The sequence below is a fragment of the Type-A symbiont of Plautia stali genome (assembly GCF_059731155.1).
Genome location: NZ_AP035891.1, coordinates 1,743,876 through 1,767,899 on the forward strand (window position 1 = coordinate 1,743,876; position 24,024 = coordinate 1,767,899).

Annotated in this window: 21 protein-coding genes and 7 pseudogenes; 12 read left to right on the forward strand and 16 right to left on the reverse strand. The window is 58.0% G+C overall.

Annotation, left to right across the window (positions count from 1 at the left end):
* Positions 1-53 precede the first annotated feature (53 nt).
* Positions 54-1,055, forward strand: a pseudogene (gene ltaE, locus AC6I8M_RS09350) (low-specificity L-threonine aldolase).
* 15 nt (positions 1,056-1,070) lie between these two features.
* Here the strand turns inward: ltaE and AC6I8M_RS09355 are convergent.
* Positions 1,071-1,897: pseudogene (locus AC6I8M_RS09355) on the reverse strand (N-acetylmuramoyl-L-alanine amidase).
* The gene (locus AC6I8M_RS09360; protein ID WP_010618298.1) at positions 1,897-2,217 is read right to left on the reverse strand and encodes a heavy metal-binding domain-containing protein; all 321 of its coding nucleotides are present in this window, start codon (positions 2,215-2,217) and stop codon (positions 1,897-1,899) included. The pseudogene AC6I8M_RS09355 and the gene AC6I8M_RS09360 overlap by 1 nt, the downstream one beginning before the upstream one ends.
* A 108-nt stretch (positions 2,218-2,325) precedes the next feature.
* On the opposite strand from AC6I8M_RS09360, the gene AC6I8M_RS09365 reads away from it, so the two are divergent.
* The 6 genes and pseudogenes from AC6I8M_RS09365 (at position 2,326) to artJ (AC6I8M_RS09390) (ending at position 6,551) form a co-directional block, all read left to right on the forward strand.
* Positions 2,326-2,865, forward strand: a complete 540-nt coding sequence (locus tag AC6I8M_RS09365; RefSeq protein WP_010618299.1) for a lipoprotein — start codon at positions 2,326-2,328, stop codon at positions 2,863-2,865.
* 239 nt (positions 2,866-3,104) lie between these two features.
* Positions 3,105-3,825 (forward strand): annotated as a pseudogene (gene artP / locus AC6I8M_RS09370) (arginine ABC transporter ATP-binding protein ArtP).
* A 15-nt stretch (positions 3,826-3,840) separates the two neighbouring features.
* Positions 3,841-4,572 carry an arginine ABC transporter substrate-binding protein gene (gene artJ / locus AC6I8M_RS09375; protein ID WP_010618300.1) on the forward strand — a complete coding sequence of 244 codons (732 nt, stop codon included), beginning with the start codon at positions 3,841-3,843 and terminating at the stop codon, positions 4,570-4,572.
* Between the two features lie 54 nt (positions 4,573-4,626).
* Positions 4,627-5,006, forward strand: a pseudogene (locus tag AC6I8M_RS09380) (ABC transporter permease subunit); the annotation flags it as partial.
* Positions 5,007-5,009: 3 nt separating this feature from the next.
* Positions 5,010-5,665, forward strand: a pseudogene (artM, locus tag AC6I8M_RS09385) (arginine ABC transporter permease ArtM).
* Positions 5,666-5,819: 154 nt separating this feature from the next.
* On the forward strand, positions 5,820-6,551 hold the full coding sequence (artJ, locus tag AC6I8M_RS09390) for an arginine ABC transporter substrate-binding protein (RefSeq protein ID WP_010618303.1): 732 nt from the start codon (positions 5,820-5,822) through the stop codon (positions 6,549-6,551).
* Positions 6,552-6,614: 63 nt separating this feature from the next.
* Here the strand turns inward: artJ (AC6I8M_RS09390) and rlmC are convergent.
* The 10 genes and pseudogenes from rlmC to AC6I8M_RS09440 all read right to left on the reverse strand — a co-directional run bounded on the left by rlmC (position 6,615) and on the right by AC6I8M_RS09440 (position 15,326).
* Positions 6,615-7,730: pseudogene (gene rlmC, locus AC6I8M_RS09395) on the reverse strand (23S rRNA (uracil(747)-C(5))-methyltransferase RlmC).
* Positions 7,731-7,778: 48 nt separating this feature from the next.
* On the reverse strand, positions 7,779-8,243 hold the full coding sequence (locus AC6I8M_RS09400; protein ID WP_010618305.1) for a YbjO family protein: 465 nt from the start codon (positions 8,241-8,243) through the stop codon (positions 7,779-7,781).
* Positions 8,244-8,308: 65 nt separating this feature from the next.
* The gene (potI, locus tag AC6I8M_RS09405; RefSeq protein WP_010618306.1) at positions 8,309-9,154 is read right to left on the reverse strand and encodes a putrescine ABC transporter permease PotI; all 846 of its coding nucleotides are present in this window, start codon (positions 9,152-9,154) and stop codon (positions 8,309-8,311) included.
* Positions 9,151-10,107, reverse strand: a complete 957-nt coding sequence (gene potH / locus AC6I8M_RS09410) for a putrescine ABC transporter permease PotH (protein WP_010618307.1) — start codon at positions 10,105-10,107, stop codon at positions 9,151-9,153. The genes potI and potH overlap by 4 nt, the downstream gene beginning before the upstream one ends.
* A 9-nt stretch (positions 10,108-10,116) precedes the next feature.
* Positions 10,117-11,250, reverse strand: coding sequence for a putrescine ABC transporter ATP-binding subunit PotG (gene potG, locus AC6I8M_RS09415; RefSeq protein WP_010618308.1), 1,134 nt, complete (start codon positions 11,248-11,250; stop codon positions 10,117-10,119).
* Between the two features lie 120 nt (positions 11,251-11,370).
* Positions 11,371-12,480, reverse strand: a complete 1,110-nt coding sequence (gene potF, locus AC6I8M_RS09420; protein ID WP_010618309.1) for a spermidine/putrescine ABC transporter substrate-binding protein PotF — start codon at positions 12,478-12,480, stop codon at positions 11,371-11,373.
* A gap of 372 nt (positions 12,481-12,852) precedes the next feature.
* The gene (locus AC6I8M_RS09425; protein WP_021508382.1) at positions 12,853-13,332 is read right to left on the reverse strand and encodes a type III secretion system chaperone family protein; all 480 of its coding nucleotides are present in this window, start codon (positions 13,330-13,332) and stop codon (positions 12,853-12,855) included.
* 87 nt (positions 13,333-13,419) lie between these two features.
* Positions 13,420-14,322, reverse strand: a complete 903-nt coding sequence (gene rimK / locus AC6I8M_RS09430; RefSeq protein ID WP_498013770.1) for a 30S ribosomal protein S6--L-glutamate ligase — start codon at positions 14,320-14,322, stop codon at positions 13,420-13,422.
* Between the two features lie 17 nt (positions 14,323-14,339).
* Positions 14,340-15,062, reverse strand: coding sequence for an oxygen-insensitive NADPH nitroreductase (gene nfsA / locus AC6I8M_RS09435; RefSeq protein ID WP_010618312.1), 723 nt, complete (start codon positions 15,060-15,062; stop codon positions 14,340-14,342).
* Positions 15,063-15,074: 12 nt separating this feature from the next.
* Complete coding sequence (locus tag AC6I8M_RS09440) at positions 15,075-15,326, reverse strand: DUF1418 family protein (protein ID WP_010618313.1); 252 nt, start codon at positions 15,324-15,326, stop codon at positions 15,075-15,077.
* A 208-nt stretch (positions 15,327-15,534) separates the two neighbouring features.
* Here AC6I8M_RS09440 and AC6I8M_RS09445 point away from each other — a divergent pair, with 208 nt between their 5' ends.
* Complete coding sequence (locus AC6I8M_RS09445; protein ID WP_010618314.1) at positions 15,535-15,798, forward strand: GrxA family glutaredoxin; 264 nt, start codon at positions 15,535-15,537, stop codon at positions 15,796-15,798.
* Between the two features lie 33 nt (positions 15,799-15,831).
* On the opposite strand, the gene AC6I8M_RS09450 is transcribed toward AC6I8M_RS09445, so the two are convergent.
* Positions 15,832-16,203 carry an inner membrane protein YbjM gene (locus tag AC6I8M_RS09450; protein ID WP_010618315.1) on the reverse strand — a complete coding sequence of 124 codons (372 nt, stop codon included), beginning with the start codon at positions 16,201-16,203 and terminating at the stop codon, positions 15,832-15,834.
* Positions 16,204-16,461: 258 nt separating this feature from the next.
* On the opposite strand from AC6I8M_RS09450, the gene AC6I8M_RS09455 reads away from it, so the two are divergent.
* The 3 genes from AC6I8M_RS09455 to ybjG all read left to right on the forward strand — a co-directional run bounded on the left by AC6I8M_RS09455 (position 16,462) and on the right by ybjG (position 19,683).
* Entirely contained in the window at positions 16,462-18,150 is a 1,689-nt protein-coding gene (locus AC6I8M_RS09455) for an aspartate:alanine antiporter (RefSeq protein ID WP_010618316.1), read from the forward strand.
* A gap of 303 nt (positions 18,151-18,453) precedes the next feature.
* Complete coding sequence (locus tag AC6I8M_RS09460; RefSeq protein ID WP_153005927.1) at positions 18,454-19,053, forward strand: phosphatase PAP2 family protein; 600 nt, start codon at positions 18,454-18,456, stop codon at positions 19,051-19,053.
* Positions 19,054-19,077: 24 nt separating this feature from the next.
* Positions 19,078-19,683 (forward strand): undecaprenyl-diphosphate phosphatase, encoded by a 606-nt coding sequence (ybjG, locus tag AC6I8M_RS09465; RefSeq protein ID WP_498013771.1) that lies wholly within the window; start codon positions 19,078-19,080, stop codon positions 19,681-19,683.
* Positions 19,684-19,731: 48 nt separating this feature from the next.
* On the opposite strand, the pseudogene AC6I8M_RS09470 reads toward ybjG, so the two are convergent.
* Positions 19,732-20,916, reverse strand: a pseudogene (locus AC6I8M_RS09470) (serine hydrolase).
* A gap of 285 nt (positions 20,917-21,201) precedes the next feature.
* Between AC6I8M_RS09470 and AC6I8M_RS09475 the strand changes: the two are divergent.
* Positions 21,202-21,858: an HAD family hydrolase gene (locus tag AC6I8M_RS09475; RefSeq protein ID WP_010615622.1), complete on the forward strand. Its 657-nt coding sequence runs from the start codon at positions 21,202-21,204 to the stop codon at positions 21,856-21,858.
* Here the strand turns inward: AC6I8M_RS09475 and AC6I8M_RS09480 are convergent, their stop codons facing one another.
* Complete coding sequence (locus tag AC6I8M_RS09480; RefSeq protein WP_010615621.1) at positions 21,859-22,992, reverse strand: PQQ-dependent sugar dehydrogenase; 1,134 nt, start codon at positions 22,990-22,992, stop codon at positions 21,859-21,861.
* A gap of 113 nt (positions 22,993-23,105) precedes the next feature.
* Positions 23,106-23,741 (reverse strand): carbonic anhydrase, encoded by a 636-nt coding sequence (locus tag AC6I8M_RS09485; RefSeq protein WP_058948804.1) that lies wholly within the window; start codon positions 23,739-23,741, stop codon positions 23,106-23,108.
* Positions 23,742-24,024: the final 283 nt, after the last annotated feature.

Genomic DNA, 24,024 nt, shown 5'->3' on the forward strand with positions numbered 1-24,024 from the left:
GGATTAATCATCATGCGGGCGCTTAGCCCGCTTTTTTATGTCAGGAGAGCAACGTGATCGATTTACGCAGTGATACCGTGACCCGCCCGAGTGCCGCGATGCTGGATGCGATGATGGCGGCCGAAACCGGCGATGATGTCTATCGCGATGATCCCACCGTCAATGCACTGGAGGCTGAAGCGGCGCGCCTGAGCGGTAAAGCGGCTGCGCTGTTCTTCCCTACCGGCACCCAAGCCAACCTGGTGGCGCTGCTGTGTCACTGCCAGCGCGGCGATGAGTACATCGTCGGTCAGTAGGCGCACAACTACAAGTATGAGGCCGGCGGTGCCGCTGTGCTCGGCATCATCCAGCCGCAGCCGATCCTCGCGGCTGCCGACGGCACGCTACAGCTGCACGACGTGGCGGCTGCCATCAAGCCGGACGACATCCATTTTGCCCGCACCCGCCTGCTGAGCCTGGAAAATACCCATCACGGCAAAGTGCTGCCGCTGAGCTACCTCGAACAGGCGTGGCAATTTACCCGCGAGCACCAGCTGGCGCTGCACATTGACGGCGCGCGCATCTTTAACGCCGTGGTGGCGCAGGGTGTGCAGCTGATCGATATCGCCCGCTACTGCGATAGCCTGACCATCTGCCTGTCGAAAGGACTGGGCACGCCGGTCGGCTCCCTGCTGTGTGGTGATGAAGCTTATATTGAGCAGGCGCGGCGCTGGCGCAAAATGACCAGCGGCGGCATGCGCCAGGCCGGTATTCTGGCGGCAGCCGGTCTCTACGCGCTGCAGCACAACGTGGCGCGTCTGCAGGAGGATCATGACAACGCCGCGTGGCTCGGCGCGCAGCTCAACGCTATTGGTGTCGAGGTGGTGAGCCAGCACACTAACATGCTGTTCGTGAAAGTGCCGGCGGAGCAGGTAGCACCGCTACAGCGCTGGATGCAGGCGGGCGACGTGCTGCTCAGCGTAGGTCCGCAGACCCGCATCGTGACCCATCTGGACGTCAGCCGCCAGCAATTACAGCAGCTGGTGGCGCGCTGGCAGGCCTTTCTGCAGCCGTAACGCCGCAACGCGCGGCTACTGTGCCGCGCCGTATTTCGCCAGCAGCGCACGGGCGATGGCCAGCGTCTCGGCATCGGCTTCGCCACGGTAATCGCGCGGGCGGAAATGCATCTGAAACGCCGCAATCAGTTTGCGCTGCATCTGCGGCGTTTGCGCAGCGGCAACGTCATAACCATAGCGCTGCAGCGCAGTCAGCAGCGCTGCGCACTCCACCGGGGCATCCGGCGGCTGGTTAGCCAGATAGCGCTGCACCGTGGCGGCATCCGGTCACGCCCCCCAGGCCCTGCCGGGCCAGCTGTTGCCACGGAAACAGCGGACCGGGATCCTACTTGCGCTGCGGCGCGATATCACTATGCCCCACAATATTTTCCGGGCTGATGCCGTAACGCTGGCTGATATCGCGCACCAGCGCGGTCAGGGCAGTGATTTGCGCGGCGGTGAACGGCTGCCACCGCTGGCCGGTCAGCGTGCGGCGATAGCCGTCATTGACGATTTCGATGCCAATTGAGGTGTCATTAATGCGCGTTGCGCCGCGCCAGAAGCTCTGGTCCGGCATGCCACGCCAGCTGGTTTTCGGCCACCAGCTGCCAGATCACCCCGGCGCCGTTTTTCTGCGGCGGCTGCTGCAGAATCAGATAGTGCGCGCTGACGTTGCGGTCCGTCAGGGTCGCCAGCGACGAGGGAAAGTCCTCCGCCGTGTAGTGGATTACCACCACTTTGATGCGCGGTCTGGCCCCCTGCGCCGGATGCGCGCTGTCCACCCAATAGCCGTTGCGCGCTTCCAGGGTCGACTGGCAGGCGCTGAGCAGCAGCACCATCGCCAGCAGTAACACCGCGCGCATTAGCGCACGATCACCGCAGTACCGGTAACGCTCACCATCAGCATGCTGCTGTCTTTGCCCACGGTTTCGTAGTCAATATCAATGCCAACCACCGCATTGGCGCCCAGCGCTTTCGCCTGTTCTTCCAGCTCTTCGAAGGCGATCTGCCGCGCTTTGCGCAGCTCTTTCTCATAGGCACCGGAGCGGCCGCCGACGATATCGCGGATGCCGGCAAAGAAGTCGCGGAAAATGTTGGCACCGAGAATCGCTTCGCCGGTCACAGCGCCGCAATATTCAGTGATGCTGTGCCCTTCCAAGGTTGGCGTAGTCGAAAATTTCATCGTTCTCACCTGTGGTGATTCATGAGGCGATAGCTCGTACGGCGTAAAAGCACGGCTATACTCTATGCTAAAAATGGCGCTTTGCCAGTGAACAATAAGGAAATCGAGATGAGAAACAAAGCCTTTGCGCTGCTTGTTCCCGCTGCATTGCTGCTGAGTGCCTGTACCACCGTTGAGCCGGTGATCAAGGACAACGGGCCGCGTACCGCACCCTGCGTTGACTGCGGTCCGGACAGCGTGGCGCAGCAGTTCTACGATTTACGTGTCAGCCAGCCAACCCAGGGATTGCCGGACAGCACCACGCTGGCAAAATATCGCCCGTACCTGAGCGACAACCTGTATCAGAAACTGCTGCATGCCAGCAGCCAGAGCAACCCACCGGCAGCGTGGCGCCGGGGCGATCTGTTCTCCAGCCTGGCACAGGGACCCACCGCCGCTGACGTGGCCAGCGCCTCCAGCATTCCTAACCGCGACGCGCGTAACATCCCGCTGCGCATGACGCTCAGCCGCGGCGATAAAAGCTGGCGCGATGAAGTGCTGATGATCCACGAAGGCACCTGCTGGGTGGTGGATGATGTGCGCTACGTCGGCGACTGGCCGCACGCCGGTGGCGGCTCGCTCAGCCAGCTGCTGGAAGAGAAAAAATAGTCGCGCATTTTTTCCGCACTCAGCCGCAACCATTAGCGCGCCGCACCATTGCGGCGCCGCTAAGCTTCCGCGCAACAGCTGACGCATACCCGTCAGCCCCTTTCCCCGCTGCCCTGCCCGATTTTGTGCTACGCTTTTGCTGTTTAATTGCTCTTTAATAAATTTTAACCCACCTCAATTGCATAACTATTCTGGTGACGTTAAGATTTGCGAAACTAATTGCTATTCATTTTTTGCGCATGAGTATTCAACTAAACGCCATCAACTGTTTTTACGGTGCCCATCAGGCGCTGTTCGATATCAACCTAGCCTGCCCGCAGGGCGAAACGCTGGTGTTGCTCGGCCCGAGTGGCGCGGGTAAAAGTTCACTCCTGCGCGTGCTCAACCTGCTGGAGCTGCCGCGTTCCGGTAGTCTGCAGATTGCCGGCAACCATTTCGATTTCAGCCAGACGCCGTCCGACAACGCGATTCGCGAACTGCGCCAGAATGTCGGCATGGTGTTCCAGCAGTACAACCTGTGGCCGCACCTCAGCGTGATGCAGAACCTGATCGAAGCACCCTGTCGTGTGCTCGGGCTCAGCAAAGATGCGGCACGCGCGCGCCGATAAACTGCTGGAACGCCTGACGCCGTACGCCGATCGCTTTCCCCTGCACCTTTCCGGTGGCCAGCAGCAGCGCGTGGCGATTGCGCGCGCACTGATGATGGAGCCGCAGGTGTTGCTGTTTGATGAACCGACCGCCGCGCTCGACCCGGAAATCACGGCGCAGATCGTCAGCATCATTCGTGAGCTGGCGCAGACGCACATCACGCAGGTGATTGTGACCCACGAAGTCGAGGTGGCGCGGAAAACCGCCAGCCAGGTGGTGTACATGGAGAACGGTCGCATCATTGAACAGGGCGATGCCAGCCACTTTACACAGCCGCAAACCGACGCGTTTGCTCATTATCTTTCGCACTAAGTCAGGATGCTTCTAATGAAAAAAGTTGTACTTGCTGCACTGCTTGCCAGCCTGAGCCTGAGCGCTTCTGCCGCGCAGACCCTGCGTTTCGCTACCGAGGCGTCTTATCCGCCGTTTGAATTTGTCGACTCCGACAACAAAATCCAGGGCTTTGACGTCGATCTGGCCAATGCGCTGTGCAAAGAGATCGATGCGACCTGCACCTTTACCAACCAAGCCTTCGACAGCCTGATCCCCAGCCTGAAATTCCGCCGTTTTGACGCGGTGATGGCCGGCATGGATATCACGCCAGAGCGTGAAAAGCACGTCCTGTTCACCAAACCTTACTACGACAACTCTGCGACCTTCATCGCGCAGAAAGGCAAGCTGGCGGACGTTGCGGCGCTGAAAGGCAAGCGTGTGGGCGTGCAGAACGGCACCACGCACCAGAAATACCTATCTGACAAGCACAGCGACATCACCATCGTGCCTTACGACAGCTACCAGAATGCGGTGCTCGACCTGAAGAATGGCCGTATTGATGCGGTGTTCGGGGATACCGCCGTGGTTAACGAGTGGCTGAAGCAGAACGCCAACCTCGCCGCGCTGGGTGAGAAAGTGACCGACAAAGCCTACTTCGGCACCGGCCTCGGCATCGCCGTGCGTCAGGGCAACACCGAACTGCAGCAGAAGTTCAACGGCGCGCTGGAGAAGATCAAAGCCGACGGCACTTACAAAACCATCTACAACAAATGGTTTCAGCAGTAATTTCTGATGAATGAAATGATTCCACTCGCAAGCGCCGCCGGCATGACCGTCGGCCTTGCGTTGGCAATGCTCTATTCGGCTTACGCCTCTCAGACGCTGCGCGGTGCGCTGAAAGCGGTGCCGTCCGGCCAATTGGAATCAGGTCAGGCGCTGGGCATGAAAAAGTCAGCGATTTTTTTCCGCCTGATTATGCCGCAGATGTGGCGCCATGCGCTGCCCGGCCTCGGCAATCAGTGGCTGGTGCTGCTCAAGGATACGGCGCTGGTGTCGCTGACTAGCGTCAACGATCTCATGCTGCAGACCAAAAGCATTGCTACGCGCAACCAGGAGCCGTTTACCTGGTATCTGGTGGCTGCCGCGATCTATTGCTATTCAGTCAGACGGTGCTGCGCCGTATTGAATCACGTACCACGCGTTTCGAGCGGGGGGCCTGACGCATGCTGGCGTATTTACCTGAGCTACTGAAAGGCCTGCATACCAGCCTGACGCTGACGGCCGCCGCGCTGCTGCTGGCGCTACTGTGCACGATTGTGCTGGCGCTGAAGATGCCGCTGCTCAACTAGCTGGTCAAAGGCTATATCACCCTGTTTACCGGCACGCCGCTGCTGGTGCAGATTTTCCTGATCTATTACGGTCCCGGCCAGTTTCCCAGCATTCAGAACGTGCCGTGGCTCTGGCATTTACTATCGCAGCCGTGGCTGTGTGCCATGCTGGCGCTGTCGCTCAATAGCGCAGCCTACACCACACAGCTGTTCTATGGCGCGGTGCGCGCCATTCCGGCCGGGCAGTGGCAGTCCTGCGCCGCGCTGGGCATCGCCGCCGCGATACGCTGCGTATTCTGCTGCCGTACGCGTTTAAGCGCGCCCTCTCCTCTTACTCCAACGAAGTGGTGCTGGTCTTCAAGAGTACTTCGCTGGCCTATACCATTACGCTGATGGAAGTAATGGGCCACGGTCAGCTGCTGTATGGCCGGACCTACGACGTCACCGTGTATGCTGCCGCCGGTCTGATTTATCTGGTGGTTAACGGCCTGCTGACGCTGCTGATGCGCCTGGTAGAGAAGCCCGCGCTAGCGTTTGAGCGCCGCAACTGATCGTCTGACGCGGCGCGAAGGAAAGCGCCGCGCCCTTCTTCGCTGTATTTGATCGCATCGAAATAAATTTTTAATCATATTTGTTGCATATAAATGCATTAACCGGCATCGTGTAAATCGTTTCGTCTCTGGCATGGTTTACAGGAGCCTTATAATGAAAAAATGGATTGTTGCGGCAGTGATGGCAACGCTGGCAATGAATGCTTATGCGGCAGAGAAAATTCGCTTTGCTGCGTCAGCCACCTATCCCCCGTTCGAATCACTCGATCAGAATAACCAGATTGTCGGTTTTGATATCGACCTCGCCAAAGCGCTGTGTCAGCAGATGCAGGCAGAGTGCACCTTCACCAACAATGCCTTTGATAGCCCGATTCCTTCGCTGAAGTTCCGTCGCTATGACGCGGTAATTTCCGGCATGGATATCACCGCCGAGCGCAGTAAGCAGGTCGATTTCACCCAGCCCTACTACGCCAATTCGGCGATCGTCATCGCCCACAAAGGTGAATATAGCGACTTTAGCCAGCTGAAAGGTAAACGCATTGGCGTGGAAAACGGCACCACCCATCAGAAATACCTGCTGGAGAAGCATCCGGAAGTGATTGCGGTGGCCTACGACAGCTATCAGAACGCGATCCTTGACCTGAAAAATGGCCGGCTTAACGGCGTATTCGGTGACAGCGCAGTTGTTAATCAGTGGCTGAAGGCCAATGCGGATTTGAGCGCGGTCGGCGAGCACATTACCGACAGCGACTACTTCGGCACCGGGCTCGGCATTGCGGTGCGCAAGGGCAACAGCGCACTGCTGCAACAGCTGAATAGCGCGCTGGCGGCGCTGAAAGCCAACGGTAGCTGGCAGCAGATCAATCAGAAGTGGTTCCCGGAATAAGCATTATGGAGTTGCGTGGCGCCGGGCCTGCCAGGTTCTGCACGTCCTCAGCGCAGCCGGGCGCTACGCGATTCCACCCTTACGACGCAGTAACGTCAGCACCTCGAAATGTGCGGTGTGCGGGAACATATCGAACAGCTGAACGCGGCTGATGTCATAGTCGGCCAAGCGGGCAATGTCCTGCGCCATGCTGGCGGGATAGCAGCTGGAATACAGAATGTAGTCCGGCGCCATGCGGCTCAGCCAGGCGCACAGTTCTGCGCCAATACCGCGATGTGGCGGATTGACCAGCACCAGCTGCGGCACGCTCGTATGCCTGGTGGCAAACTGCGTGGAATCCAGCGCGGCAAAACTCACCTTCTCTAACCCCAGCGGCTGCGCCGACTGCTGCGCACAGGCGATGGCTTCCGCACTGATTTCAATGCCGGTCAGCTGCATCTGCGGCGTGGCGCAGTGCAGGCCAAAGCCGCCAACGCCACAGAACAGATCCCACATGCTGTGCACCGGCAGCTCCGCCACCCAGTCGCGTGCCGTTGCGTACAGCGCAGCCGCCACCTGCGGGTTAGTCTGGAAGAAACTTTGCGGACGGATATACAGCGGCACGTCGTTGAAGCGTTCCGGCAGCGTCTGCTCAGACGTCAGCGCAATCTCCTCCTCGCCCTCCAGTATCGCCATGTGCACCGGCTGAATATTGGCGGAGATCACCTGCAACTGCGGCAGCTGCTGTTGCAGCCACGGCAGCGCGGCGCGCAGCTGCGCCAGTTTGCTGTGCGAGCGCAGAACAAAACGCAGCATCATGCCGCCCTAGGTGCTCTCCGTCAGCAGCAAAAACTTCAGCTCGCCGCGTTTGCGCGCCACGTTTTACGGCGTCAGACCGGCACGGGCGATAAAGGGTTTCAGCGCATCGAATACTGCCGCGAAGCTGGCGGGATAGAGCGGACAGGCGCAGAGATCCACCGGCTCGCCGTCACGCGCCACCATGCCGAACAGCGGTTTTTCCACGCTGCCGCTCACCACCATCTTGGCTTTATTGCGAAACCCCTGCTGCGCCAAGGCGACCGGCATGCCGTTCAGCAGCTGCGTCAGCTGTGTCGGCTTGTCGCTCAGCTGTTGCGGATAGGGTTTTTCCAGCCACTGACACGAGCGACAGCGACCGGCCTGATAAAGCGCGCAATGCATGGGAAGGCCTGTATTGAGAATCGGGAGCAAAAACGGGGGCCGATTGTATCACCGGCTGCGGAAAAATGCGCGACTGCTGGCCGGCACAAACAGCAGCACCAGCACCAGCACATCCGGCAGTTTCTGTAGCAGCGTGTGGTGAATAATCTGCGCGTTATTCTTGCCGGGAATGCTGAAAATCTCCGGATAGATCCAGCCCACCGACGCCATCAGCATGTACAGCAGCACCACGATCTGCGTGGCAACGTAGCCCCAGCGCCCGGCATTACTGCCGCGCATCAGGGTAAAGGCACAGCGCAGTTCAAACAGGAAAATCAGCTGGCTGGCGATAAAGATCAGCGTGGAGTCCCACGCCTGCGCGCTGCGGTGCACGAAATTGGCGATTTCGTCATAGCCCAGCTCATTGGCCAGCATCAGCACGCTGATACAGCGCGTGGCGATAATGGCGCTGCCGGCAATGGTCACCGGCACGGGCGTGGAGGTTAACACCAAGTTTTTCAACGTTTCCGACATTGCGCGCGCTCCATAAGCAAGGCTGACTCTGTCAGCCTTGCTTATATTGGCAAATGTTGCGTCACTCAGCCACGTTTTGCTTTCTGAATATCGCGCAATCGCTGTTTTTCTTCGTGCGCCATAAAGCGCCAGGCGATAAAGCCGACCAGCCCGACCACAAAAAGAATCAGCGAGGCCAGCGCGTTGATCTCCGGATTGACGCCGCGGCGCACCGTGGCAAAGATAGCCATCGGCAGCGTGGTAGCGCCCGGCCCGGTGACGAAGCTGGCGATCACCAGGTCGTCCAGCGACAGAGTAAACGCCAGCAGCCAGCCGGTAATGATCGCCGGGGCAATCATCAGCACGGTAATCACGAAGAACACCTTCAGCGGCGTAGCGCCGAGGTCCATCGCCGCTTCTTCAATTGAGCGATCCAGCTCGCGCAGCCGCGAGTTGATCACCACCGCCACGTAGGCGGTACAGAACGTGACGTGCGCCAGCCAGATGGTCAGCATGCCGCGATCGCCCGGCCAGCCAAAGGTGTTGCCCATCGCCACGAACAGCAGCAGCAGCGACAGACCGGTGATCACGTCGGGCATGACCAGCGGCGCGGTGAGCATGAAAGCAAAGCCGCTGTGGCCGCGAAAACGCCCGAAGCGCACGATAATCACCGCCGCCATGGTGCCGAGCACTACCGCCATGGTGGCCGACAGCGCCGCGATGTTCAGGCTCAGGCCAACCGCATCCAGCATCGCATCATCCTGGAACAGCACGCGATACCAGTGGAACGAGAAGCTCTCCCTTACCGTCACCAGCTGCGAGCTGTTGAAGGAGTAAACAACCAGCAGCAGCATCGGCGCGTACAGGAACAGGAAGCACAGCGCCAGAATCGCGGTGCGCCACGGAGAGCGGATTACCGGTAGCTGATTCATCCCTTCTCCCCCATTTCACGGTTTTGATGTTTGTGGAACCAGACGATAGGCAGAATCAGAATCAGCAGGATGATTACCGCCAGCGCCGAGGCCACCGGCCAGTCGCGGTTGTTGAAGAACTCCTGCCACAAAATGCGCCCAATCATGATGCTGTCCGGTCCGCCCAGCAGTTCCGGGATCACGTACTCGCCCACTGCCGGGATAAATACCAGCATTGAGCCAGCAATGATGCCGCCTTTGGTCAGCGGCACGATGACGCTGAAGAAGGTTTTCAGCGGGCGCGCGCCGAGGTCGAGCGACGCTTCCACCAGCGAATAATCAATGCGCGTTAGCGCGGTGTAGATCGGCAATACCATAAACGGCAGGCAGCAGTAAACGATACCGATATACACCGCCGTGTTGGTGTACAGGATGATCAGGGGATGATCGATCACGCCAAGCCACATCAGGAAGCGGTTGAGGATCCCGTTGTTGTTCAGCAGACCCATCCACGCATAGACGCGCACCAGGAACGAGGTCCACGACGGCAGGATCACTAGCAGCAGCAGGATGGTGCGCATGGAGGGCTTGCTGTGCGCCACCGCCCACGCCAGCGGATAACCGATTAGCAGACAGATCACCGTTGAGATCGCCGCCACCTTCAGCGAGGTGAGATAAGCTTCTGCGTACAGCGGGTCGTCCGTCAGCGTGAGGTAGTTGCCCAGATTGAGCACCAGGTTGAGCTGGTCGTCCGCCCAGGTCACCAAATCGGTGTACGGCGGAATGGCGCGCGCAATATCGGCGAAACTGATCTTCAGCACAATGAGGAACGGCAGCATAAACAGCAGGATTAGCCACAGATAAGGCAGCGCGATCACCAGCTTGCGACCGTGCTGCATTTTCATGCGCGTGCCCCAGCGCTGCAGCGGTGTGCCCGCCACCTCCGGCTCGCTGCGTTGAGAAATCTGGCTCATAGCGCCTCCTTAAACCGTCAGGACCACACAGCTGTCGGCATCCCAGCACAGGCGCACTTCATCGCCCCAGGTGGGCGCGCCTTTACGGTAGCGATGCGCATTCTGCAGCTGGGCGCTGATCATCTGGCCGCTGCGCAGCCGTACGTGGTAAATCGACAGATCGCCGAGATAGGCGATGTGCACCACTTCGCCCACGGCAAAGTTGCAGCCGTCGGCCGGCACCTCGTCGCACAGCATTACTTTTTCCGGCCGCAGCGCCACGTGCACCGGCACGTTGTCCACAATTGAGACATCGGTCTGCACCTTGAGCGGATGCATCAGTCCCGGACTGTCAATCACCACGCCCTCTTCACGGCGTTCGCGCAGCAGGCCATCAAACACATTCACCGAGCCGATAAACTCGGCGCTGTAGCGGCTGGTCGGGTGCTCGTAAATCTCTTCCGGCTCGCCGATCTGCACAAATTTACCGCGGTTCATGATGGCGATGCGGCCCGCCATGGTCATGGCTTCTTCCTGATCGTGGGTAACCATGACGCAGGTAGCGCCAACGCGCTCCAGAATATCCACCACTTCGTGCTGCATGCGGTCGCGCAGTTTTTTATCCAGCGCGCCCATCGGTTCGTCGAGCAGCAGCAGCTTGGGACGTTTCGCCAGGCTTCGCGCCAGCGCCACGCGCTGACGCTGGCCGCCAGAAAGCTGGTGCGGCTTACGTTTGGCGTACTCTTCCATATGCACCAGCGCCAGCATCTCTGCCACGCGGCTGCTGATTTCGCCTTTGGGCAGTTTGTCCTGCTTCAGGCCAAAAGCGATGTTCTGTTCCACCGTCATGTGCGGAAACAGCGCGTACGACTGGAACATCATATTGATAGGCCGCTGATACGGCGGCACGAGGGACAGATCCTGACCATCCAGCACAATCTGGCCACTGCTGGGAATTTCAAAGCCGGCCAGCATCCGCAGCAGCGTGGACTTGCCACAGCCGGAAGCCCCCAGCAATGCGAAAATTTCGCCTTTGTAAATGGTCAGGCTGACATCATCCACGGCGTGCTGGCCGTCAAACGATTTCGTCAGGTTGCGGATTTCCAGCAGCGGCGTTAACGCCTTAGCCGTTTTATTTTGGGGGCGGGGAATCGCGTCGTTCACTCACATGTCTCCGGCGCTAAGCGGGATAGCGCGGCACAGCCAGCCGCTAAATGACACAACAGAGGCCAGCACCGCGCCTCTGTTGTCGTTTACCGATAAGGGAATCCGTTCAGAACGAACTTACTTACCACTTTTTACTTTAGTCCATGCACGGGTACGCGCACGATCCAGTTTCGGATCCTGGACCTTGAGCACAAACAGTTTGGCCATCGCTTCCGGCGTCGGGAAGATACCCGGATTGTTGCGCACATCCGCATTGATCAGCGGCAGCGACGCTTTGTTACCGTTGGCGTAATTCATTTTGTTGGAGACGTCGGCAATCACTTTCGGATCCATGATGTAGTTCAGCCACTGATAAGCCGCATCAAGGTTTTTCGCGTCTTTTGGAATCGCCATCATGTCGAAGAACGCCAGCGCGCCCTCTTTCGGTACGCTGTAACCGAGGTGTACACCGTTGTTCGCTTTCACCGCGCGATCTTTCGACTGCAGAATATCGCCAGACCAGCCGATGGCGACACATATGTTGCCGTTGGCGAGGTCATTGATGTACTGCGAAGAGTGGAAGTAGCGGATATTCGGCCGCAGCTTCAGCAGCAGATCGGTTGCCGCGCCGGTGTAATCTTTCGCGTCAGAGCTGTTCGGATCTTTGCCGAGGTAGTTCAGCACGGTGGCAAAAATCTCTTCTGGCGCATCGAGGAACGAAACACCGCAGCTCTTCAGTTTTTCCAGGTTTTCTGGCTTCAGCACCAAATCCCAGCTGTTCACCGGCGCATCGGCGCCCAGTGCCGCTTTGACTTTATCGATGTTATAGCCAATACCGGTGGTGCCCCACAGGTAAGGAATAGCGTATTTGTTACCCGGATCGTGCTGGGCCACTTTCGCCATCAGATCGGGATCGAGTTTTTTATAGTTAGGCAGCTTGCTCTTATCCAGCTCCTGGAACACACCAGACTGCAGCTGACGCGCGAGGAAGCTCGACGACGGTACCACCACGTCATAGCCCGTGCTGCCGGCCATCAGTTTGCCTTCCAGCACTTCGTTGGAGTCAAACACGTCGTAGACCACTTTGATGCCGGTCTGCTTTTCGAAATTGGGCACGGTGTCGGCCGAAATATAATCGGACCAGTTATAAACGTGCAGCGTTTTATCCTCTGCCTGAGCGCCCACGGCTGCAGCCATCAGCACACCTGCAACCACACCTGGCAACCATTTTTTTGACTGGTTGATCATGTTTTTCTTCCTCCTGAGCGGGTCATCACAACGCTGCATACACGCGATCCGGTCGTTGCGTTGTCTTTTAAATTACAGCCACACAATGAATCAATATTCAGCGGGAGTTTAATAGCAAAAACCTATAGCTGCGCCGTAGTTGCACGTATCAGACAGCCCCGCAAGAATAGCCCCCCTGATTCCTGCATGCCAGATCCCAGCTTAAAAAACGCCTTTTTGCGATAAGTTATGCATGTTTCTGCTATGCACTCTGGCACTAGCGGCATAAAGCACGACTAATATCTGGCAATAAAGGGCAAAATGCAGAATAAAAAGTGGTGGGCCCGAAATGAAAACTGCCGCAAAAAGCGGCAGTTAGCAGGAGGGGAAAAATCAGTGCAGCATGCTATGGCTGCTGACGCTCGGCGGACGCTCCTCGTCTTCGCCCATCATCAGCAGATGATTGGCGAACGCTTCCATGATCACCATCGAAATCCCCTCTTCGCTCTGCTTCATAAAGTGGGTGAACTGACCAAAGGTGATGCCGGCGCTCACGCTGATTGACTGGCAGACGATCAGTTTCGGCAGGTTGTCATCCTGTATATCGATAAAGGCTTTCACCGTGAGCGAACTCGCATTGATTTGCGACAGTTCTCCTACCAGCGGGATCAGCGCGGTGGGCTTTACTTCTGCCAGCGCCGAGAAGAGGATAACGTTATCCACCAAGTCGATTTTCGCGTCAAACACCCCGTCAAAATTCTGCATATGCGGCAGATGCAAAGCCTGGCAGGCGTCGCATTCGAACCAGGTGATATTTTGTTGATCCAGCCAGCGACGCAGCATGTCGATGTCAGGAACGACCAGTGAATCTATCGTTGTGTCCTGTGGGGTGAATAAATAAGCGCCTTAGCTTACGGAAAAATAGTCGCAGATGCCATGAAAACCGCGCAAAAACGCGGTTCAGCCCCCGGTTTTCGGACGATAACCGGGACAGGCGTGCTGCTCAATCCAGCGGATCATCATGGCGGCAATGTCTAAACCGGTGCTGCCTTCGATGCCCTCCAGCCCCGGTGAGGCATTGACCTCCATCACCAGCGGACCCCGGTTGGCGCGCAGAATATCCACGCCCGCCACGGCTAATCCCAGCGTCGTGGCAGCTTTGACCGCGATCTCGCGCTCCTGATCGGTAATGGTGACGGCGCGGGCGCTGCCGCCACGGTGCAGATTAGAGCGGAAATCGCCCTCTTTCGCTTCCCGCTCAATCGCCGCCACCACCTCGTCGCCAATTACCAGGCAGCGGATGTCGCGCCCGCGCGCCTCTTTGATGAACTCCTGCACCAGAATATGCGCATTGAGACCGCGAAACGCATCGATCACGCTCTCTGCCGCCTGGCGGGTTTCCGCCATCACCACGCCGATCCCCTGCGTCCCCTCCACCAGTTTCACCACCAGCGGCGCGCCGCCGACCATGGCGATCACATCCTGCGTGTCATCCGGCGACGAGGCAAAGCCGGTGACCGGCATATCGATGCCCTCGCGCGCCAGCAGCTGCAGCGAGCGCAGCTTGTCGCGTGCGCGGGTAATGGCCACTGACTCGTTGAGCGGGTAGCTGCCGAGCATCTCGAACTGACGCAGCACCGCCGTACCGTAAAAGGTGGTGGCGGTGCCGATGCGCGGGATCACCGCGTCGAAATGGCCGAGCGCCTCACCGCGATAGTGCACCGCCGGCGAGTCGGAGTTGATGTTCATGTAGCAGGAGAGCGGATCGATCATCTGCACCTGATGGCCACGCGCTTCCGCGGCTTCACGCAGGCGTTTACAGGAGTAGAGCACGCCGTCACGGGTGAGAATGGCCATCTTCATTGCAGCGGTCCCTGTGCTTAGCGCGTTGCCCAGCCCTGCTGATGCAGGTACTCCAGCATGAACGGTCGCGTTTCTTTAATGATTAAACGCTGAATCAGTTCACTCCAGGTTTCCGAGCGCTGATTGCTGTCGCGCTGCTGATAGTAAGCGGTGATTTGCTGGTCATATTGCGCCAGCACTGCTTTATCTAGCGGCTGGTAGCGGTTTTCGTGCACCAGCATCGCCTGCGGCATGCGCGGCTTGACGTCCGGTGACGCGTCGGGATGGCCGATGCAGAAACCAAACAGCGGCAGCACAAACTTCGGCAGCCCCAGCAGCTCCGTCACCTGAGCGATGCTGTTGCGAATGCCGCCAATAAACACGCCGCCTAAACCGAGTGATTCTGCGGCGACCATGGCGTTCTGCGCCATCAGCGCGGTATCGACACAGCCCAGCAGCAGCTGTTCGGCACGGCCCAGTTGGGCCTCAGGGCAGATTTGCTGTTGGCGGTTGAAGTCGGCGCAGAACACCCAAAACTCCGCTGCGGCGCTGACCCACGGCTGGCCGCCGGTGAGCTGCACCAGCTGCTCGCGCAGGGCGCGGTCGGTGATACGTACAATGGAGGAACACTGTAAAAAACTGGAGGTCGAGGCCGCCTGCGCCGCAGCGATAATCGCGCTGCGCTGGGCGTCATCAATCCCCTGCTCAGTAAAGGCGCGAATGGAACGGTGGCTGCAAAGCAAATCAATAGTCGGCGTCATAATCCTCTCCGGTTACTTCTTTTTGTGGGTGTGATTGAACAACTGCGGTGCCATCGCCTTTGCGGTGCGCCACATCATCAGCCACGCTGCCGGCAGCATCAGCGCGATGCCGAGGAAGAACAGCAGCGTTGCCAGCGGTTTTTTCGCCATGAATGCCGGTGCCGCCAGCCAGTCGTTGACCAGCAGCAGCGCGCCAATCACTGCTAGCACGCCCAGCGCTTCCAGCAGTAGCACGAGTTTGGGCAACGTAGCCAGATTACGCATGGTTCAGGGCTCCTCAGTGTTCATCTGTTTCTGCTGCAGATGATACCCGAATACTGTAGTACGGCATTGTGACCGGGTATAGACAGCACGCATTAGAGTAACAGGCAATTTCTGCTTTTCTTAAGCATGATGGGCGGGCATAATGTGACGCATTATTCACGCTGTGATGTGAGACAAGTCACAAAACAGCAGCTGAAGGAGAGAAGCAATGATTGCAGTGATTTTTGGCCGTTCCAGCTGCCCTTACTGCGTACGAGCAAAAGAGTTAGCCACGAAGTTAACCAGCGAGCGCGACGATTTTAATTATCAGTACGTCGATATCCAGGCGACCGGCATCACCAAAGCCGACCTAGAAGCGCGTGCCGGCAAACCGGTTTCTACCGTGCCGCAGATCTTCCTCGACGACCAGCACATCGGTGGTTACACCGAATTTGCTGCGTGGACCAAAGAAAACCTCGGCATCGAAGCCTGACCTGACGGGCCTGCGGGCCCGTCTTCGCTTCACTCAGCTGGTCCGCATCGCCAGCATAATGCGCAGCAGGCGCACCAGCAGCGCACCGCACCCCGCCCAGAATAGTGCACTCAAGCTCCACGCCGTCACCAGCAGCAAGCTGTGCGTCATCGGCATCACCAGCCACACCCACGTCATGCCCAGCAGCGTCCCGCCCAGCGCGATCCACAGGGTGCCGATCAGCGGACTGTCCGGCTGCAGCAGTGCCATCACGATGCCCGGCAGCAGAAACAGCAGCAGTTCCGGCTGCCCACGCACCGCCTGCGTCGCGGCGGCGGAGCAAAAATGATGTGCAAAAATAAACACCAGCGTATAAAGCATCACGCCCAGAACCGATGCTGGCCAGCGATTATTGCGCTGCAACATACCTCTCCTCAACTTTGACGTTAACAATATTGAAACTTTTAACTGCCCTGATGCGCTTACGTGGAAATAAAAAGAAACAGCTGAAGGCAGAAGGAATGAAAACTGCTGATAGCTGAGGGTGTTAATTATGATTAGAATGGCGCCGCTTTATGTGGATCACAGATTAAGAACATTCGGTGACCGGGCCGTGCGCTGCCGTCACAAGATAGCGAAAAACCCCTCCCATCAACCCGTTACAGGTAAATAAGAAGTTAAACCGTGAACATCAACGTCGCAGAATTGTTAAGCGGAAATGACGTTCTGTTATTATTTGTCGTATTAGCCCTCCGCCTGTGTCTGGGTAAATTACTCCTTGGCTCCGTACAACTCGGTAATTCTATTGGTGTGCTGGTGGTTTCGCTGATTTTAGGTCAGCAACACTTCGCGATTAATACTGACGCCTTAAGTCTAGGCTTTATGCTGTTTATTTTTTGTGTCGGGGTGGAAGCCGGTCCCAACTTTTTCTCCATCTTTTTCCGCGACGGTAAGAACTATTTCTTTCTGGCGATCGTCATGGTGGTCAGCGCCCTGCTGATTGCGCTGACGCTCGGCAAACTGTTTGGCTGGGATATCGGCCTCACCGCCGGCATGCTGGCCGGCTCGATGACCTCAACGCCGGTGCTGGTGGGCGCAGGTGATACGCTGCGGCAAAGCATCAGCGACACGCAGCTGCTGGGGCGCATGCAGGATAACCTTAGCCTGGGTTACGCCCTCACCTATCTGATAAGGCTGGTCAGCCTGATTTTCGGCGCACGCTACCTGCCGCGCCTGCAGCATCAGGATTTGCCGACCTGCGCCCAGCAAATCGCGCGCGAGCGCGGCCTGGATGCGGACAGCCAGCGCAAAGTGTTCCTGCCTGTGATTCGCGCCTACCGTGTCGGTCCGGAGCTGGTTGAGTGGAGCGGCGGCAAAAACCTGCGCGAGCTGGGGATTCACCGTCAGACCGGCTGCTACATTGAGCGCCTGCGGCGTAACGGCATTCTCGCCAGCCCGGACGGTGATGCAGTACTGCAGCTCGGCGATGAAATTTCCCTGGTGGGCTATCCGGATGCCCATGCGCGTCTCGACGCCAGTTTCCGTAATGGTAAAGAGGTGTTCGATCGCGATCTGCTCGACATGCGCATCGTCACCGAAGAGATCGTGGTGAAAAACCACAACGCGGTAAATAAACGCCTGAGCCATTTAAAACTGACCGATCACGGCTGCTTCCTTAACCGGGTGATTCGCAGCCAGATTGAGATGCCCATCGACGACAGCATTATGCTCAACAAAGGTGATGTGCTGCAGGTGAGCGGCGAAGCGCGCCGGGTGAAAAGCCTAGCCGATCGCATTGGCTTCATTGCTATTCACAGCCAGATGACCGATCTGCTGGCGTTCTGCGCCTTCTTTATCATCGGCCTGATGATCGGCATGATCACCTTCCAGTTCAGCAACTTCAGCTTTGGCCTGGGCAACGCCGCCGGGCTGCTGTTTGCCGGCATCATGCTCGGCTTTCTGCGCGCCAACCACCCGACGTTCGGCTACATCCCGCAGGGCGCACTGACCATGGTGAAAGAGTTTGGCCTGATGGTGTTTATGGCCGGGGTCGGCCTGAGCGCCGACAGCGGGCTGCAGCACGGTCTCGGCAGTGCGGGCGCGCTGATGCTGCTGAGCGACCTGCTGGTGAGTCTGTTACCGGTGGTGATTCGCTATCTGTTCGGCGCTTATGTGCTGCGCATGAACCGCGCGCTGCTGTTTGGTGCCATCATGGGCGCGCGCACCTGCGCACCGGCCATGGAGATCATCAGCGATACCGCCCGCAGCAGCATTCCGGCGCTCGGCTATGCCGGCACCTACGCCATTGCCAACGTCTTGCTGACGCTGGCGGGGACGCTAATCGTCATCATCTGGCCGCTTTTGCCTGTTTAAAAATATTTTTACGCGCGTCAGAACTAATCGGACGCGATGCAGTCTGAATAAGTGCCACTGCTTTTCTTTGAAATCCCCAAATTGAGGAGCCCGTTAGCCTTCTGCTAGCGGGTTTTTTTATGCCTGCCACGCGCCCCCTTAAGGTTTCCCTAAGCGTGATTTGCCACCCTGTGACTCTGGTTTCGCTATTTGCAAATATTCATGCAACTTTCATCAAAGTTAAACACTCCAACAACCCCCAGTGAGATTCGGAGCGCGGCTATTTATTCTCTGTCCGCGCGCTTCTACGCTATCAACCTTATTTTGCTGGCAATTCTGGCGCTGGCGTTTCTGTGGTGGTCGCGCCACGAAAGCCTCGACATCGCCATCAGCCAGCGCTGGTTTGATCCGCTCACCCGGCGTTTTCCGTGGCAGCACAATCGCTGGCTGGATCTGATTAACCATCGGCTGATGAAGGATGTGATTATCGCTGGCGCGGTACTGCTGTTACTGCGCGGCCTGCAGCAGCGCGACGCCCGGCGCGTGCTGGTGGCCCTGCTGTTTGGCATGGGGCCGCTGGTGGTGGGCATGCTGAAGGCGCACAACGCGCACTCCTGTCCGTGGGATCTGGCGCTGTTCGGCGGCAACGCCACGAACTTTCCGCTGCTGGCGGCGGTGCCGGCCAACAGTGGCCCGGGCCAGTGCTTTCCGGGCGGCCATGCTTCCAGCGGCTTTGCGCTGATGGCGCTGTTTTTTTTGTGGTGGCCGGAGCGTCCACGCCGCGCGCTGCTGGCGCTGGCAGTGGGTATCGCCTGTGGCCTGTTGATGGGCTATGGCCAGGTGATGCGTGGTGCGCACTTTTTCTCCCACAATTTGTGGGCGGGCTGGTGGGTGTGGCTCAGCCAGCTGCTGATTTTTGGGTAAACAAGACGAGGACGAGGAAACGTGATGGAAGCTCTTAACCACACCCTCTTTTTATGGATTAACGCCACGCCGGATTCACCCGCGTGGCTGCTCAGCCTAGCGACCTTTATCGCCAAAGATGTGATTGCTATTGTACCGTTGCTGATTGTCGCCCTGTGGCTGTGGGGACCGCGCGATCAGCTACAGTCGCAGCGCGCGCTGGTGCTGAAAACCGGCATGGCGCTGATTTATGCGCTGAGCATCTCCTGGTGCGTGGGCCAGCTGCTACCACACCCGCGCCCATTCGCCATTGGCTTTGGTCAGCAGTTCCTGTCACACACTGCTGATGACTCCTATCCCAGCGATCACGGCACCACGATTTTTACCTTCGCGCTAGCGTTTATTTTCTGGCACCGTCTGTGGTCCGGGGTGGTTTTACTGGCGATTGGCAGCGCTATTGCATGGTCACGCGTGTATCTCGGCGTGCACTGGCCGCTGGATATGCTGGGCGGTTTTCTGGTGGGGTTGCTTGGCTGTCTGGCTTCGCATCTGGCGTGGCAGCTGTACGGTCAGCGCATGCTGGCGCTGACGCATCAACTCTACCGCGCCCTGTTCGCGATGCCGATTAAAAAAAGCTGGGTTCGCGGATAAACTCAGCCGGCAGGCGGGTTAGCCACGGGCTGACCCGCCGCCCTGAGATTAACTGAACCACTTACCGAACCAGCCGTTGAATTTCATCATAATGAAATCCCAGATGCGGCCAATAAAGCCGGCTTCCGGTACATCCTCCATCGCCACCAGCGGACGCTGCTCAATGGTTTTGCCATCCAGCTGGAAATCGATAGTGCCCACCACCTGATTCTTTTTCAGCGGCGCTTCCAGCTGCGGTGCGTTGAGGGTAAAGCTGGCCTTGAGATTTTTCATCTGCCCTTTCGGGATAGTGATCGCCGCATCCTTCGCCACGCCGAGGTTGACCTGGCTGTTTTCGCCAAACCATACGCGCTGCTGGGCAAACGGTTTATCCGCTTTAATCGGCGTAACGGTTTCATAGAAACGGAAGCCCCACGTCAGCAGCTTCTCACTCTCGCGGAAGCGAATTGCATCGGTCTGCGACCCAGTACCACCGAAATCAGGCGCATATCGCCGTCCACCGCTGAAGCAACCAGATTGTTGCCCGCCCCCGAGGTATGACCGGTTTTAATACCGTCAACCTTGAGGTTGCTGCTCCACAGCAGGCGGTTGCGGTTCATCTGTTTGATATTATTGAAGGTAAATTCTTTTTCGCTGTTCAGCGCATACTCTTCCGACACATCACCAATCAGGCGCTGGCCGATGATCGCCATGTCGCGTGCGGTGCTGTACTGGCCTTCGGCGTCCAGACCGTGCACCGTCATGAAGTGGGTGTTTTGCAGGCCAAAGGCTTTTGGCGTAATTGTTCATCAGGCCAATAAAGGCATCCTGACTGCCGGCGACATAGTCCGCCAGCGCTATACAGGCATCATTCCCCGACTGGATCACCACGCCCTTATTCAGTTCCGAGACCGGGATGCGATCGCCCGGCTTGAGGAACATCAGCGACGACCCGCGCAGTTTCGGATTGCCGGTGGCCCACGCATCTTGGCCGATGGTCACCATGTCGTTACTGGTGATTTTGCCGGATTTTAGCGCCTGGCCGACCACGTAGCTGGTCATCATTTTGGTCAGACTGGCGGGATCAAGACGCTGGTCGGCATTGGACTCTGCCAGTACTTTGCCGCTGCTATAGTCCATCAGAATCCAGGCTTTTGCCTCAATCTGCGGTGCCGCCGGTGCCTGCTCGGCCTGAGTGGTGACAGGGACGAAAAGCAACAATAATGAAGTGGCCGCCAGACTAAAGTCTGGGATGTTTTTCTCATGAGCGTGACCCAATTGTCCTTTTAAAATCACGGATTTGTGCAGGTAAGACATGTCTTACCAAACGCTAACGGTTCACGCCGGTGAAAAAAACCGCCAAACCGTAAAGTTTTTTAGAGTTTGTTAGAGTAACCCTAGCATTAAGGCCGCTGCGCTGCCAGTGCGCGGGCGTCAGGGCAGAGGAAAAATTGCGAGAAATTCCGAATTTTCGCAGAACAGTTAAGCCAGTCACAAAATTCCGCTAACCTGATGCCAGTCAGCCCGAAAAGAATCATGATGGACTTAGCCGTTTTCGATCTGGATGAAACCCTGATTTGTGAAGACAGCACCAGCCTCTGGCTGCGCTGGCTGGTTTCGCAGGGGTTTGCACCGGAAGAGATCATTCGTCAGGAGCAGGCGCTGATGGCGCAATACCACGCCGGCAGCCTGTCGATTGAAGAGTACATGCGCACCACGCTCTCGCCGCTCACCGGCATGGCGACCCTCACCGTCGCAGGCTGGGTGCGGCGCTTTATTCATCGCGATATCCTGCCGCGCGTCTTTCCCGCCGCGCGCGAACGCATCCAGTGGCATCAGCAGCGTGGCGATACGGTGATGATTATTACCGCCAGCGGCGATCACCTCGCCGTGCCGATTGCGGAACGGCTGGGCGTACACGGCGCGCTGGCGATTAACATTGAAGTGGTCGATGAACGCTACAGCGGTGAGATTTACGGCACCGCCACTTACCGTGAAGGCAAAGTTTCACGACTCAGCGACTGGCGAGCGCTGCAGCAGGATCGGCGTTTTGAGCGCACCTGGGCGTACAGCGATTCGATGAACGATCTGCCGCTGCTGTCGCATGCCGATCATGCATGGGTGATCAACCCGGACGCGCTGCTGCAGCAGGAAGCGCAGCAGCGCGGCTGGCAGGTGTGTAACTGGGTGCGCTAATTAACCGCGCGCGGCGCTGGCGGCGTCCGCCAGCCCGACTTTCAGCAGCTTGCCATTGGCCTCATCGATCAGCACATACAGATAACCATCCGGCCCCTGACGGACATCGCGGATGCGTTCGACACGGTCGCCCAGCAGCCGCTGCGCCTCTTCGACCTTCTCGCCGTTAACGCGCAGACGGATCAGACTTTTATCTTTCAGCGCACCGATAAACAGCGAGTTTTTCCACTGGGGAAAGCGAGCGCTATTGTAAAACGCCATGCCGCTGATGGCCGGCGATTGCTGCCAGTAAAACAGCGGCTGCTCGGTGCCGGCAACGGCGCTGCCCTGCGCTTCCGGCACTTTCTGCCCGCTGTAATCAATGCCGTACGTCGCCAGCGGCCAGCCGTAATTTTTGCCTTTCGCCGCCAGATTCACCTCATCGCCGCCGCGCGGGCCGTGTTCACTCTCCCACATCTGCTGCGTCCACGGATTAAGCGCTAGCCCCTGCGGGTTGCGCACGCCGTAAGACCAGATCTCCGCGCGTGCGCCCTGACGATGGCTAAACGGGTTATCAGCCGGTACCTTGCCGTCCTGCGTCAGGCGGACAATTTTGCCCGACAGTTTGTCCAGCTGTTGCGCGCTGCGGCTGGCAAAGTTATCGCCGAACGCGATGTACAGATAGCCTTGGCGATCAAACGCCAGCCGCGTGCCGATGTTGGCACCGCCGGACAGCTTCGGCGTTTGCTCCAGCACCACCTTAAAATCCTGCAGCTGACGGTGATCTGCGCTGAGCGTGCCGTAACCCACCACGCCGCCCGCGCGGCCGGTGTCATCGGCGGTGGTATAACTGAGCCACACCCGACGGCTTTGCGCGAAGTCCGGCGCCAGCACCACATCCAGCAGACCGCCCTGACGGTTGGCCCACACGTTGGGTACGCCGCTTATCGGCTGCGATAGCCCCCGGCCCGGCTGCCAGCTGCGCAGCTGTCCGGAACGTTCGGTAATCAGCAGGGTTCGCTGGTCGGGCAGAAACGCCACTGACCACGGATGATCGAGCTTGTCCTGTAACACCTGCACTTGGACATCGGCCGCCAGCGCGGTGAAGGAACCGCTGAGCGCGCCAGCCAGCAGCGCAACACGCCATAAACGCATGGGATTATCCTTTTCACAGTCTGCCATTAAGGGCAGTCAGACAGTTAGAAAGGATGTGCAGGATTTACAAAACATTAAGCCCGGCGCAGTGGCCGGGCGGATAGCAGGCAGGGTTATTCGAAGCAGGTTTCCGGGTTTTCCGACAGTGAAATGAAGGATTTACCGCCTTTGGTTAGCGCAATAATGCCGCCGCTTTCAATATCATAAACCCAGCCGTGCAGGCGCAGCTTGCCTTTGCGCAGCGCGACCGAAACGGAAGGATGCGTTTTGATATTGTTGAGCTGGGCAATCACGTTCTCTTTCACCATTTCGTTGAGGCGTTTCTCAACCGATTCGTAGTTGCGCTCTTCCACCACCGCTTTCGCCGCATTGGCGTAGTGCAGCCAGTGATCAACCGCCGGCATGCTCTCGAGATCGGCGTTGGACGCAATCGCGTTCATCGCACCGCAGTTGGAGTGACCACAAATAATAATCTCGGTTACGCCCAGCGCGACCACCGCATACTCGATGGTTGCTGACACGCCACCCGGCTCCGGACCAAACGGCGGTACGATATTACCGGCGTGACGGATCACGAACAGCTGGCCCGGCTCCGACTGTGTCACCAGCTCTGGCACCAGACGGCTATCCGAACAGGAGATGAATAAAGCTTTAGGATTCTGGTTGGACGCCAGACTCTTGAAAAGATCCTTCCTTTCAGGAAACACATTCTGTTGAAAATTCAGAAAACCTTTGACGATCTCTTGCATTTGTCTGCTCTCACATTATCCACTTCAGCCCCGGCAGAGAGAAACTCACCGCTGGCGCGCTTTAAAATTCTGTAATGTCAATAATAACTTACAATTACCAACCCAATATTTAAGCAAAATCGACCCGCTTGCACACCCCGGATGTCCGCCACCCTGAGACTAATGAGCGTGGGTTACCCTCAGCAAGCATAGCGTTAACATCAATTTTTGCCGCCAATCAGATTCTCACGCAGCCTATACATTTTCCCCGTCAACCTCTGTACAATCGCGCTCCTGTCCACCT

Coding starts and splice junctions, on each gene's coding strand:
- AC6I8M_RS09360 (WP_010618298.1), bottom strand. CDS start 2,217: ATGAAATTTTCGACTACGCCAACCTTGGAAGGGCACAGCATCACTGAA.
- AC6I8M_RS09365 (WP_010618299.1), top strand. CDS start 2,326: ATGAGAAACAAAGCCTTTGCGCTGCTTGTTCCCGCTGCATTGCTGCTG.
- artJ (WP_010618300.1), top strand. CDS start 3,841: ATGAAAAAAGTTGTACTTGCTGCACTGCTTGCCAGCCTGAGCCTGAGC.
- artJ (WP_010618303.1), top strand. CDS start 5,820: ATGAAAAAATGGATTGTTGCGGCAGTGATGGCAACGCTGGCAATGAAT.
- AC6I8M_RS09400 (WP_010618305.1), bottom strand. CDS start 8,243: ATGTCGGAAACGTTGAAAAACTTGGTGTTAACCTCCACGCCCGTGCCG.
- potI (WP_010618306.1), bottom strand. CDS start 9,154: ATGAATCAGCTACCGGTAATCCGCTCTCCGTGGCGCACCGCGATTCTG.
- potH (WP_010618307.1), bottom strand. CDS start 10,107: ATGAGCCAGATTTCTCAACGCAGCGAGCCGGAGGTGGCGGGCACACCG.
- potF (WP_010618309.1), bottom strand. CDS start 12,480: ATGATCAACCAGTCAAAAAAATGGTTGCCAGGTGTGGTTGCAGGTGTG.
- rimK (WP_498013770.1), bottom strand. CDS start 14,322: ATGAAGATGGCCATTCTCACCCGTGACGGCGTGCTCTACTCCTGTAAA.
- nfsA (WP_010618312.1), bottom strand. CDS start 15,062: ATGACGCCGACTATTGATTTGCTTTGCAGCCACCGTTCCATTCGCGCC.
- AC6I8M_RS09440 (WP_010618313.1), bottom strand. CDS start 15,326: ATGCGTAATCTGGCTACGTTGCCCAAACTCGTGCTACTGCTGGAAGCG.
- AC6I8M_RS09445 (WP_010618314.1), top strand. CDS start 15,535: ATGATTGCAGTGATTTTTGGCCGTTCCAGCTGCCCTTACTGCGTACGA.
- AC6I8M_RS09450 (WP_010618315.1), bottom strand. CDS start 16,203: ATGTTGCAGCGCAATAATCGCTGGCCAGCATCGGTTCTGGGCGTGATG.
- ybjG (WP_498013771.1), top strand. CDS start 19,078: ATGGAAGCTCTTAACCACACCCTCTTTTTATGGATTAACGCCACGCCG.
- AC6I8M_RS09475 (WP_010615622.1), top strand. CDS start 21,202: ATGGACTTAGCCGTTTTCGATCTGGATGAAACCCTGATTTGTGAAGAC.
- AC6I8M_RS09480 (WP_010615621.1), bottom strand. CDS start 22,992: ATGCGTTTATGGCGTGTTGCGCTGCTGGCTGGCGCGCTCAGCGGTTCC.
- AC6I8M_RS09485 (WP_058948804.1), bottom strand. CDS start 23,741: ATGCAAGAGATCGTCAAAGGTTTTCTGAATTTTCAACAGAATGTGTTT.